General features: G+C 58.9%; 11 protein-coding genes. All 11 read right to left on the minus strand.

What is annotated here, in order from left to right; all coding sequences use genetic code 11:
- Positions 1 to 32 precede the first annotated feature (32 nt).
- The 11 genes from fliJ to ACP86_RS01795 all read right to left on the minus strand — a co-directional run bounded on the left by fliJ (position 33) and on the right by ACP86_RS01795 (position 12,297).
- The gene (gene fliJ / locus ACP86_RS01745; protein ID WP_008173065.1) at positions 33 to 476 is read right to left on the minus strand and encodes a flagellar export protein FliJ; all 444 of its coding nucleotides are present in this window, start codon (positions 474 to 476) and stop codon (positions 33 to 35) included.
- On the minus strand, positions 476 to 1,870 hold the full coding sequence (gene fliI / locus ACP86_RS01750) for a flagellar protein export ATPase FliI (RefSeq protein ID WP_053112489.1): 1,395 nt from the start codon (positions 1,868 to 1,870) through the stop codon (positions 476 to 478). Before fliI ends, fliJ begins: the two co-directional genes overlap by 1 nt.
- Positions 1,851 to 2,744, minus strand: coding sequence for a flagellar assembly protein FliH (locus ACP86_RS01755; protein WP_041645327.1), 894 nt, complete (start codon positions 2,742 to 2,744; stop codon positions 1,851 to 1,853). The genes fliI and ACP86_RS01755 overlap by 20 nt, the downstream gene beginning before the upstream one ends.
- A complete protein-coding gene (gene fliG / locus ACP86_RS01760) occupies positions 2,744 to 3,787 on the minus strand; it encodes a flagellar motor switch protein FliG (RefSeq protein ID WP_008173060.1) in 1,044 nt (347 codons plus the stop codon). Before fliG ends, ACP86_RS01755 begins: the two co-directional genes overlap by 1 nt.
- The gene (fliF, locus tag ACP86_RS01765) at positions 3,780 to 5,489 is read right to left on the minus strand and encodes a flagellar basal-body MS-ring/collar protein FliF (RefSeq protein ID WP_053112491.1); all 1,710 of its coding nucleotides are present in this window, start codon (positions 5,487 to 5,489) and stop codon (positions 3,780 to 3,782) included. Before fliF ends, fliG begins: the two co-directional genes overlap by 8 nt.
- A gap of 15 nt (positions 5,490 to 5,504) precedes the next feature.
- Complete coding sequence (gene fliE, locus ACP86_RS01770; protein ID WP_008173058.1) at positions 5,505 to 5,873, minus strand: flagellar hook-basal body complex protein FliE; 369 nt, start codon at positions 5,871 to 5,873, stop codon at positions 5,505 to 5,507.
- Between the two features lie 251 nt (positions 5,874 to 6,124).
- Positions 6,125 to 7,588: a sigma-54-dependent transcriptional regulator gene (locus tag ACP86_RS01775; RefSeq protein WP_053112493.1), complete on the minus strand. Its 1,464-nt coding sequence runs from the start codon at positions 7,586 to 7,588 to the stop codon at positions 6,125 to 6,127.
- Between the two features lie 12 nt (positions 7,589 to 7,600).
- Positions 7,601 to 8,839: a sensor histidine kinase gene (locus ACP86_RS01780; RefSeq protein ID WP_014577638.1), complete on the minus strand. Its 1,239-nt coding sequence runs from the start codon at positions 8,837 to 8,839 to the stop codon at positions 7,601 to 7,603.
- A 230-nt stretch (positions 8,840 to 9,069) separates the two neighbouring features.
- Complete coding sequence (locus ACP86_RS01785) at positions 9,070 to 10,521, minus strand: sigma-54 dependent transcriptional regulator (protein ID WP_053112494.1); 1,452 nt, start codon at positions 10,519 to 10,521, stop codon at positions 9,070 to 9,072.
- A gap of 70 nt (positions 10,522 to 10,591) precedes the next feature.
- Positions 10,592 to 10,921, minus strand: a complete 330-nt coding sequence (locus tag ACP86_RS01790; protein WP_008177459.1) for a hypothetical protein — start codon at positions 10,919 to 10,921, stop codon at positions 10,592 to 10,594.
- A gap of 17 nt (positions 10,922 to 10,938) precedes the next feature.
- The gene (locus tag ACP86_RS01795; RefSeq protein WP_053112496.1) at positions 10,939 to 12,297 is read right to left on the minus strand and encodes a DUF1329 domain-containing protein; all 1,359 of its coding nucleotides are present in this window, start codon (positions 12,295 to 12,297) and stop codon (positions 10,939 to 10,941) included.
- Between the last annotated feature and the right edge of the window lie 114 nt (positions 12,298 to 12,411).

Raw genomic sequence — 12,411 nt, forward strand, 5'->3', positions numbered from 1 at the left:
TGCATCTGTATTTGCTTGATGCGGAGCAAGATTCAGCGTCGACGTTGGTTAAAAGCCCGCCCCGCGGCCTCATCCGAAAGCTTCTGTTCCCGGAGATCCTGCTCCCTCTGCTCCTGCTGGCGGCAGGTTTCTATGTATTTTTCCATGCCACGCCGGCGCTCCCAGGCGTGCTGCCATTCCTTTTTGCGCGCCTCGAAGACCTTTTCCGCCTGCTCCAGCTGCGTCTGTTGCTGCCGGATTACCTGATCCAGTTGCGCAATAAAGGCCTGCCACGCCTGGAGCCTGGACACCTGCACAATCCCCTGTTGGCTGTTGCGAATCTGATCCCGGTACTCCTGCTGGTAGCGATTCAGGTTCTGGACCTGTTCGCGCTGCTGCTCCGCCAGCTTCCTGGCCTCTCCCATTCGCTCCAGGGCTTCCTGCTCCTTGCGCTCCTCCAGGGAAAGAACCACTTCCAGACGCCGGGAACGCAGCATCAGGCATCACCTCCGCCGCCAGCTGCCGGATTCGGCACGGCCGACTTACGCCGATCGGGGGATCGACGCTCTGGCACCACCGCCAGCAACTGGTCAACACTTTCCTTCAGTGGTGCACTCTCATTCAGGCCCTGCTGCAGGAACTGGCGCATATTACCGATGTGAGTGATGGCAAAATCGGTCTCGGGATCGGAACCCTTCACGTAAGCGCCGACAGAGATCAGATCCCGGGCCTGCTGGTACCGTGAGTACACCTGCTTGAATCGCTGGGCCCTGGAAAAATGTTCGGTCTCGGTTACCTGCGGCATCACCCGGCTGATCGACGCTTCCACATCAATGGCGGGGTAGTGTCCCTCTTCGGCAAGCCGGCGGGAGAGTACGATGTGGCCATCCAGAATCGCCCGGGCAGCGTCTGCAATCGGATCCTGCTGGTCATCGCCTTCGGTCAGTACGGTGTAGAACGCCGTGATAGAACCACCTCCGGGGCGACCATTGCCGGTTCGCTCCACCAACTGGGGCAGTTTGGCAAATACCGAGGGCGGGTAGCCTTTGGTCGCCGGCGGCTCACCCACGGCCAGCGCAATTTCCCGCTGGGCCTGGGCGTAACGGGTAAGAGAATCCATCAACAGGAGCACGCGTTTGCCCTGATCCCGGTAATACTCGGCAATCCGGGTGGTCAGCATGGCGGCGCGCAACCGCATCAGTGGCGAATCGTCCGCGGGCGCGGCCACCACCACCGAGCGGGAAAGGCCCTCTTCGCCCAGGATGTCTTCGATAAACTCCTTTACCTCGCGGCCCCGCTCACCAATCAGGCCCACCACGGTGATGTCGGCATCGGTAAAGCGGGTCATCATGCCCAGCAACATACTCTTGCCCACGCCGCTGCCGGCAAACAGACCCAGGCGCTGCCCCTGGCCGACGGTCATCAACGCATTGATCGCCCGAATACCCACATCCATCGACTGCCGCACCGGGGCGCGGTTCAGCGGGTTGATAATATCGCCGGTGAGCGCCACGCGGGCTTCGGCCTGCAAGGGGCCTTTTCCGTCCAGGGGCTCGCCACTGCCATCGACCACCCGGCCAAGCAGCTGGGGGCCAACCGGCACCCGGCTTGCGGCAGACAGAGGCACAACCCTGGCACCGGGCTTGAGCCCCTCGATTGCTGTCAGGGGCATCAGATACACCCGGTCGTCCTCAAAGCCCACCACTTCCGCCTCAACATTACCGGTGTTCTGGCCAAAAATGACACAGCGGTCACCGACCACCATGGGGCAGCCGACACATTCGAGGGTAAGGCCCACCATGCGGGTCAGTCGGCCGGAAAGTTCAGGCTCGGGCTCGCTTCCCAGAAACTCCTGAAAGCGGTTGAGGCGATCAGCGAGGCTCGAGGTCATCACCGTCACCTGTATTTTGCGCCGGCTTCGGATCGTCTGAGGAATCCCCGGTCTCCGGGGAATCCAGCACGTCCCGATGGAAACCGGTCAAGTCTTCCATCATGGAGTCCAGTTCCTCGGTTTCTCCGCCCTCACTGTCGCTCATCTGCTGGTCCAGCATGCTCTGCACGGCCCGCTGGAAACGTTTCTCAACCGTGAAATCCACCAGGCTGTGACGGGTTTCCACCTTACAGCCACCGGGCAGAATACTGGCGTCTTCAATGACGGAAGCGGACGCTTCGAGGCGGGCGGTCACCTCGCGAACCATTTCACAGTCTTCCGGGTTTATATGGATGCGGATGTTTTCCGCGGTGGAGGGTAGCGCCTCCATGGCGCGGCGAACCACGTGACGGATCTGGGAGGAGTCGATGGTCAGTTCACGATAGACCACCGCCCGGGCCAGAACCGTGGTCAGGTTGACCAGAGAGGTTTCAAGTTCGTCCTCGTGGCGCTTGATCGGCAGCAGTAACTCACCGAGTAGATGTTCGAGACGGTCAAGCTTGGTGTCGATTTCCTTGCGGGTATCGTCGTAGCCCTGACTTTTGCCTTGCTCCCTGCCCTCTGCCAGGCCGGTTTCCAGCCCATCCTGGTGGCCTTCCTCTTTGCCGGCCTTCAGGCCATCCTGGTAACCCTGTTCCCGGCCCTCGTTATAGCCGTCTTCCCGGGCCGCCTCGCGAATCTCGTCAATGTCGGCGGCGGTGAGGGGCTTGACCTCGCGCTCCTCTTCCCGCGCTACTTCATTGCCACGGGCATCCAGCAGGGGCAGCTCCCACCGTTCATAGGCGGTCAGCTGTTCCTTGGGAATGCGATTGACGTCACGGGTGGAATCTTTCATCACATCATTTCTTCGCCGGCACCGCCGAGGGAGATTTCACCGGCCTCGGCCATACGGCGTGCAATGGTGATAATGTCTTTCTGGGCGGATTCAACTTCGCTGACCTTGACCGGCCCCTTGGCCTCAAGATCATCCTGCAGCAATTCCGCAGCGCGTTTGGACATGTTCTTGAAGATCTTGTTCTGAACCTCCTCGTCGGCGCCCTTGAGGGCCACCACCAGCACTTCCGAGGACACTTCCCGCAACAGCGCCTGGATTCCGCGGTCGTCCACTTCCTTGAGGTTATCGAACACGAACATCAGGTCTTCGATGGTGCTGGCAAGGTCCGGATCCATATCCTTTATGGAATCCATCAGATTGCCTTCGATGCTCCGATCCATGAAGTTCATGATGTCCGCTGCCCGCTTGACCCCGCCAATGCGGCTGGTCTGGGAGGCGGCGCCACCCGAGAACTGCTTCTCCAGGATATCGTTGAGTTCCTGCAAGGCCTGGGGCTGGATACTCTCCAGTGACGCAACACGCATCATCACATCAAGGCGGACCTTCTCATCCAGGGTGCCAAGAATTTCAGCGGCCTGATCCGGATCCAGGTAGGAAATAACAATGGCCTGGATTTGCGGGTGTTCATAGCGAATGATGTCGCCAACGGCCCGGGGCTCCATCCACTTGAGGGTATCGAGGCCGGTGGTATTGCCGCCAATCAGGATGCGATCGATCAGGCTGGATGCCTTGTCGTCGCCGAGCGCCTGGGTGAGCATCGTCCGGATGTACTCGTCATTGCCTACGCCAAGCCCGGTCTGCCCGCCTACGGCATCAACAAACTGGTTCATCACGTAGGTCACTTCGTCCTTGCTGACATCCTTCATCTGGGCCATGGCTACACCCACACGCTGGACCTCTTTGGGCCCCATGTGCTTTAGGATTTCTGCAGCATCCGCTTCGCCCAGTGACATGAGCAGAATCGCAGCCTGCTCCACACGCGGAATTTTCCGCTGCGGCTTTGACGGCTCACCGCCACCCTGTTGATTGGCTTGCTCAGTCATCGACGTTCACCCACTGGCGCATTACCTGTGCGACCCGCGCCGGGTCTTCGGCAATCAGCCCTTTCAATGCGTTCAGCTGCCTATCATAACCGTCTGTGGCACCCGGCAAAAGCAGATCATCCTGGGCGGACATGGCCTTGCGGAGCTCATCTCCACCCTCGATGTCATCAAGGCCCCCGTAACCACCGCCACTGCCGGAGCCGGAATCCAGGCCGCGTTCCCGCTGGCCACCGCCGGACAGGCTTTTAAGCGTTGGGCGCAGCAGCCCCAGCACGAGCACCAGAATCACCAGGCCTGCGAGCACTTGCTTCATCAGATCCCAGAACCAGGGCTGTTCCCAGAACGCCGGAGCCTCGAATTCAACGGATTCTTCCTGCGCAAATGCGGTATTCATCACCGTAACACTGTCACCCCGGGCAGCTGAATAGCCCACGGCGTCCCGAACCAGCATGCTGAGCCGCTGCAGCTCCTGCTCCGGCCAGGGCTCGTAGCTGACTTCGCCCGTTTGTGGATCCACTACTTTCATGTCGTCCACCGCCAGAGCCACGGTCACCCGCTTGACTCTGCCCAGCTCCTGACGTCGGTAGCTGACAGTACGATCCATTTCATAATTTCGCGTGGATTCACTTCGCACGTTGACCGGTTCTGGCACCGCCTGCTCACCATCACCGCCGGCAGCCTGCTCTGGCACCGTAGCATTAGCCGGCGGCTGGTTTGCCAGCGCACCGGGAATGCCGCCCTGTGCGCCGGCAGTGCGCCGTTCGGTCAGCTCACGCTCACTGCGCACCGCCTGCTGTTCGGGGTTGAACAATTCCTCTGCCTGCTCCACCGAGGAGAAATCGAGATCCGCCGACACTTCGGCACGATAGCGGCCATCACCCACGATGGGTCCGATGAGAGAGGCAACCCGACGTGTCAGACGCTCCTCGACTTTGGCGGTGTATTCGTATTGGTCCGCCATCTGATCCGCACCGCTCTGACTTTGCTTGCCCGTCAACAGATTGCCGTTTTGATCGACAACGGTTACGTGTTCCTTGCTCATCATGGGAACACTGCCGGCAACCAGATTCACAATAGCGTTAATCTGTTCCTGTTCTGGCCGGCGACCAGCGAAAACTTCAAGAAACACCGAGGCAGAGGGATCACGGGCATCGCGAACAAAGACAGAGCGCTCCGGGATAGCCAGGTGCACACGGGCATTCCGAACGCCACGCATGCTGGCAACGGTGCGGGCAAGCTCACCCTCAAGCCCGCGCCGGTATGAGATGGTTTCCATAAACTGGGACGTGCCGAGACCACGTTCCTGGTCCAGCAGTTCGTAGCCCATGGTTTGACGATCGGTGACACCTTCGGCCGCCAGCTTCAAACGGGCGTTGTAGACCTGATCCGAGGGAACCAGCAATGCGCCGGTGCGCGGATCCATCTTGTAGTCGATACCGTTGCTTTCGAGGATAGTGGTCACATCCTGGGGATTGTAGGATGAAAGATCACCCACCACCGGCTGATAGTTCGGCTCCTGAGCCCAGAGCACGACCGCCAGCCCCAGCGCTACGCTGGCGGCAAGCCCCACCATAAGCCCGATCTGGCGCAGCAGGTTGAGCCGGTTGAACCCCATGAACAGGTCGCTACGGCTCTCTGGCGCGTCTCCCTCCCGGGCTGCGGGCATGTTGGAGGCATTGGTTTCTGCAGGTACGCTGGCCATGACTCTGCTCCGTTATCAGATCGGCATGTTCATAATGTCTTCGTAGGCCCTAACCACCCGGTTACGTACCTGGGTCAGCGCTTCGAAGGAGACAGAGGATTTCTGGGCGGCAATCATCACGCGGGTGATGTCTACGTTCGGATCGCCCATGTCGTAGGCTGTTCGCAGATCCCCAGCCGTTTTCTGGAGGTCGTTCACGTTGTTCACCGCGTTGCTAAGCATGTCATTGAAGCTGGGCGTCTCCTGGGTTTCCTGAACCTGGCGAGGGCCGTCTATGCGACCACGAACCGATTGATCCTGCTCGACCCGCTGGTTCTGCATCATCTGTGAACGCAGGGACCGGATATCGGACAAAACACTGTTGATGTCGGCACGCTGAACCATAACTCTCTCCTGGCTCCGCCCTCCCAGGGACGGAATTGCTCTTGGGATGATCTTAGCTCCAGTAAAGCAATTGGCAGGCCAAGTAGATTTTAGATATAAATATCAGATGGTTATGAACCAAAGGACGGAATCTTGAAAGTTCCATGACGGACTTTTGACGAGGGGCAGGATGACCCCACCGGCATGGGGAATCGAAGATAAAAAAACGGCACCCCGAGGGGTGCCAATGAAGGAGTTCGTCTTGCAGGGGGTCAGACCAAGGCCATCTCGGCGTCCAGATCGATTCCGGCGTCGCGCATCTGGGCCAGCTTGTACCTGAGCGTGCGGGGGCTGATCCCCAATTGCTCTGCGGCCCTGTTGCGACGCCCACGCTCTTTCCGTAGTGTCTGAATAATAATACGGAATTCCTGCTGCCTCAGATCATCGCCCAGGGAAACCGCCCCTTCCGGTTCGCCGTCCTGTTCATCGCAGGACTGCTCGAGGGACGAAACACTCCGGTCCGAGAAGCCAGGCTCGCCCGCCGTGCTCGAAGCGGTGTCAGCATGGGAAACCGGCTCCACGCTACGAAGTTCCGGTCGCCCGGTAATGCCCAACTCCAGGCACAGATCCCCCGAATGAATCACATTGCCCTGATGTAGTACCAGCGCTCGCTGGATGGCATTATCCAGCTCGCGGACATTCCCCGGCCATTGGTGATGCATGAGCGCGCTCCTGGCATCCTGGGCGAAGGTAATCCCGGTCAGCTTCATTTTGCGGCAATGCTTTTTAAGCAGCGAAGTAGCCAGCGGCATGATATCCAGCGGCCGCTCCCTGAGCGGCTGCCAGTGCATCGGGAACACTGTCAGACGATAATAGAGGTCTTCCCGGAACTTGCCCTCGCGAACGTAATCCGCCAGATCCCGGTTGGTGGTCGCTACAACACGGACATCCAGGCTGATGGTCTTACGACCACCAACCCGCTCCACTTCCCGCTCCTGCAATACCCGCAAAAGCTTGGACTGAAGCCCCAGATCCATCTCCGAAATCTCGTCCAGCAGAATGGTGCCGCCGTTGGCCTGCTCGAATTTGCCGGGCGAGGAGGCGACGGCACCGGTAAAGGCACCTTTCTCGTGACCGAACAGGATAGCCTCCAGCATGTTTTCCGGTATTGCAGCACAGTTGATCGCCACGAATGGCTGCTCTGACCGTGGGGATTGCTGGTGAATAAACCGGGCAAGGACTTCCTTGCCAGTTCCGCTTTCCCCCGAGATCATGACGGTGGAATCGCTTCCGGCCACTTTGGTCGCCAGCTGGAACATCCGCTTGCTGATCGGGTCTTCTGCCACCGGTTCATCACTGGCTTTCTCACGCCCGCCGCCAACAACCTTGCTGACGGCATCCACCAGGAAACGCGGTTCGAATGGCTTCACCAGATAATCGATAGCACCGGCCTGCATGGCGGATACCGCATCGCTGATCTGGCCATAGGCCGTGATCAGCATCATCGGCAGGCCCGGGTACAGCCGCTGCACCTCTGCCAGAAGCTGGTGCCCTGACAGACCCGGCATGTTGACATCACTGACCACCATATCCACCGGAGCCTCGGCCAGTCGCTCAAGGGCTTCGCTGGCACTGCATGCTTCCCGAACCCGGAATTTTGCCAGTTCGAGGGTGGTTACCAGCGCTTCACGCAGGTCATGGTCGTCCTCAACAATCAGAATCTGGGCCTTGGCCATGGTTGCCTCCGATCAGTGTCTGTTACGTAATTGCGGCAAACGCAGGGTGGCTACAGCACCGCCCTGCTCCGGCGATTCAATGGAAAACCGTCCCTGATGCGCCTTGATAACGGCCTGTACGACTGCAAGGCCGAGACCCGTGCCATGGGACTTGGTTGTATAAAAAGCTTCGGTCAGCCGGGCAGCGTCTGAGGGTTCAAAACCAGGGCCGTTGTCCACAACCCGGATGACCAGTTCCCCGGTTTCCTCGGTTACCCGAACCGCCACATGGCGAGCGCCGGCCTCCAGGCTGTTATTCACCAGATTGGTACAGGCACCAACAAGGGCATCCCGATTACACATCAGCCGGCAGTCGCTGGAGATCTTGTTCTCGAGATTCACTGTCGCGCCCGGAGCCGGCTTCAGCCCCTCGACTGCCGATGCCAGTGCCGAGACCAGTTTGTCGGCAGATAACTCCTCGGCCAGCCGGGTTTCGCCCCGGGCGAAAATGAGCATATCCCGCACCTGCTGTTCCAGGTGGGTCAGGCGCGACATCAGGCGGGAAGCGCAGCGCTGGCGCATTTCTTCGTCCAGGTCCTCCTGGCTCAGATGGCCACCGTAAAGAATGGCCGCGGACAGCGGGGTACGGATCTGGTGGGCGAGAGACGCAACCATCTTCCCCATGGCAGACAGACGCTGGGCGTGAGCCAGCTGCGCCTGAAGGTGCCGAGTTTCGGTGAGGTCTGTCAGCAGAATTAACTGGCCGGGCTGGTTTTCCATGGTCCGGATCTCGATGCTGACCCTGCGACCATCCTTCAGAGACACTTCGTGACCATCGTCCCGCCGGGGCGCAAAACAGCGATGGATGACATCAACCCAGCGGGCACCGTCGAGGGGCTCCCCCAGAAGCGCAATGGCTGCCGGGTTGGTCTGCGTTACCACGCCCTGGCTATCCAGAACGACAACGCCGGCAGGCAGTGCGTTCAGCAAGGTGGACAGACGATCTGCCAGCTGCTCTTTTTCTTCAAGCTCCTGCTGACGCTGGAGCGATTCCTGGTTCAGCTCGCCGGAAAGCTGGTTGACCCGGGATTCGAGGGTTCGGTAGGAGTCAGTGATCTGCCGCGACATCCGGTTGAACAATTCCAGGGCGGTATCCACCGCCTCATCGTCCTGTTCCGGAAACAGGGCGGTAACCTTGTCATTGACGTCCGCCGCAGCGTTGGTCTTTGTGCCGCCCGCGCCGGACTGAAGAACAAATTGTGCCTGACTCATAACCTGACTCCCCGATCGGCCCGTCGGTTCGGACCTCATAGTTCGGATACTTCGTTTGCAGGTTTGTAAGCCAGCAACGTGCCAACTTGATTTTTTCTATATATTTCAAAGGCAAGGAGATTCTTGAAAGAGTAGAATGACAATTTTACGTCGGTCAGAAACGGAAACGGCGCCTCAGGTTACGAACCTTTGACGCCGTTCAGGGAGCTCTAAATTCCGGGCGATCCTGCTCAGGACTCCTCAGATTCCTCTTCCCGCAGCCCGTACTTTCGAACCTTCTCTACCAGAGTAGTGCGTCGGATCCGCAGCTTCTCGGCAGCCCTGGCCACAACGCCGCCGGCCTCGTCGAGCGCCTGCTGGATCAGCTGTTTCTCGAGGTTGGAGAGGTAATCCTTCAGGTCGATACCGTTCACCGGCAGCAATGCCGGGGCATCCAGGCCCACCAGGCCAGGAATACCGGAAGGCATACCCGTGTCCTCCACCGGGCGATTCTCATCATAGTCGTCAACGTAGCGGAACTTCTTGGGCAGCTCCTGCACGCCGATTACACCATAGGGATGCATGATCGACAGGCGTTCGACAAGATTCGCCAGTTCACGCACGTTACCGGGCCAGTCGTGCCTGCACAGACTCATGATGGCCGCGGAGTTCATCCGCAGCGATCCACGCTTCTCTTTTTCCATCCGGGAAATGAGTTCGTTAATCAGGAGAGGAATGTCTTCCACCCGGTCACGCAGGGCCGGCATCTCGATGGGGAACACATTCAGGCGATAATAGAGGTCTTCCCTGAAATCCCCGGATTCAATCATATCTTCCAGGTGCTTATGGGTGGCGGCGATTACCCGCACATCTGCAGACTGGGTGCGATTGCTTCCCACCCGCTCGAAAGTGCGCTCCTGCAGAACCCGGAGAATCTTGACCTGCATGTTGAGCGGCATGTCCCCGATCTCATCGAGAAACAGAGTGCCCCCCTCGGCCATCTCGAAGCGCCCTACCCGGGCCGTGATGGCTCCGGTAAAGGCCCCTTTTTCATGGCCGAACAGCTCGCTTTCCAGCAGCTCCGCCGGAATGGCACCACAGTTCACCGGAACAAATGGTTTATCACGACGGGAAGAATGGTAATGCAGGTTGCGGGCGACCACCTCCTTGCCGGTACCGGACTCACCGGTAATGAGAACGCTGACGTCCTTATCCGCCACCTGCTCCATCAGCTGGCGTACCTGCTGGACTTTTCGGCTGGTTCCCACAAGGCTCCGGAAGAGCTGCAAACCGCGCTGCTGGCCACGCTCCCGGGAGCGGGTGAACTGATCCCGATAGATCTGGGCCCGGTAGAGCGAATCAACGAACTTGGTGTAATTGAGCGGCCATTCCATGCGAGCAATGATGCGACCGCTGATCTCATCGGACAGTCCCTTGAGTTCAGGGTGACCAACAACCAGAAACGGTACGCCCTGAACGGCATCACACACAGCGGTGATCGCCTCGGTGGCTCCTGCCTCCTCGCCATTCACCACCGCGACTGCGATATCTGAAAGGCTTTCCTCATCACCACTGCTCAAAAGTGCCCTGGCTTCATCGCCGGCAAGGACCTGCTCCTCGCCAATGAACTCAAGAATGGTGACTATGTCCCGCAATCTTGAATCATCCTCGCTCAGCACCAGCACTTTGTTATTTTTAGACATTCAACCGAATCTCTTGGGGGATTTGTGCGGTATTTAAGACTGTAAGAACCCCAGAGTCAATTTTATGACGCTATTTTGGTCGATTCGAAGAAACGTTCTGGTAGGCCTTCGCCGCACTCCGGTTCCTGTTTACACCCTTCAGCCCATCTTCCGCCTCCTTGCGGGCCATTCGGGCCGATTCATCGGCGGCGTCAATAAACTGCTGTAGTTCCTGCAAGCGGAGCCTCACCGGCTCCGCATCAACCTCTCCCGCTTCCAGGGCAGCCATCAGCGGCTCGACTGCCGGCTTCACCTGCTCGTTCAGCCCCGCCATCGCGTCCCAGTCCTTTTCGGCCAGGGCGCGACCGAGATCCCCCATCAGTCTATCCAGGTGGTCCAGGTGAGCTTGCGGGTCTGCCATGTCAGTCTCCTTGGAAATCAGCGGCGAGCGGCACGACGGGCGGCGGAGGCAGTAAATTCGTTGCCGCGGAACCCCGGGGCGAAATCGTACGCCGGGAATCCATTATCCAGCCCATCAATGTAATAACGCTCCGCCTTCAGGTCGTACGTCATTTCCATGGTAGTCCAGAATACCGGCTCACTGTAATAGCTGATGTTGTGAGCTTCCGACACACGCCACAGATTCCCCTCTGCATCGTATTCCTCGGACGCGAGGATCTGCCAGCTGTCTTCATCCAAGTAAAACACGCGGCGGTCATATATGTGGCTGATACCGGTACGGCGTTTCGCTTCGACGACCCAAACCCGATGCAGTTCGTAGCGGGTAAGCTGCTGATTGATATGGCCCGGACGAATCACGTCGTCGGCTTCGATTTCCGGCCCGTGAAGCTTGTAGGCATTGTAAGGCACGAACAGCTCGCGCTTGCCTTTCAGCTCCCAGTCGTATTGGTTAGGCGCACCGTTGTACATGTCTTTCTGGTCGACGGACCGCAGCGAGGATGAATTCGGCAGGTCGGTTTCGTAGGCCAGGTTGGGGGACCGGCGAAGACGACGGGAACCGGAATCGTACCGCCACGCAAGACGCGGCGACCGCACCTGGTCAAGCGTTTCATGCACCAGCGTGATGGTGCCGGCCAGTGACGACGGTGAGACAGTGTCCGTCTTCAGGTAAAAAATCTTGTTATCGATTTCCGCTAGCTCCGCGCCCCTCTGGCTGTATGCGAAGAAGTAGTCGTAATCATTGACCACCGGGTTGTAGGAGCCATCCCTCTGGGGCGTTGCAGAGGCACTACGCAGCGAAATTTCTTCGCCCCGATAGCGCAGGATATGGTTCCAGATAACCTCCAGACCATTTTTTGGAATCGGGAAGGGACTGGTCATGATGGTGTCGCGAACGCCGTTACCGTTGTCCAGCAACTGCGCTGTCAGCGCGTTCTCACGAAATTTGTCGTAGACGTGCTCGGGAAACGCAGCAGTCCGTCGGGTCTGGTAAACCGGCATGAAGAAGTCGGGCCCATACTTCTCCAGCATGGCAATGTGACCGTCTGAAAGCTTGTCCCTGTACAGCTCCAGGTTGTTGGAGGTAACAACGAAAAGAGCCTCGTCTTCGGGAAACGGGTTAATTTCCACCTGCCCCTCACGCCAGCCGTCCGGCGGCGTGGCCAAACCTCCGGTCCATTCGGGTATGCTGCCTGAGCGGTTGCCCGCCTTTTCGGCTCCGACTGGGGTCAGTTCACTACCCAGCCGCTCGGCCTCGGCGGCCGTGACCTTGGACAGGGCCTGTCCGGAAAACCCGAGAAAAACCAGTGCGACACCTGCAACGAGTTGGCTTCGCATCCCTTACACCTCCAGAAATTCATGCTGTTGGGTAGCCGCCACGAGCAGAACTCGCACAGCCGGGCGCCTTTTTGCCAAATTCAAACGGTCGTTTCAAGTGAATGTTTGTGTTTT

This window comes from Marinobacter sp. CP1 (genome assembly GCF_001266795.1).
Lineage (GTDB): Bacteria > Pseudomonadota > Gammaproteobacteria > Pseudomonadales > Oleiphilaceae > Marinobacter > Marinobacter flavimaris.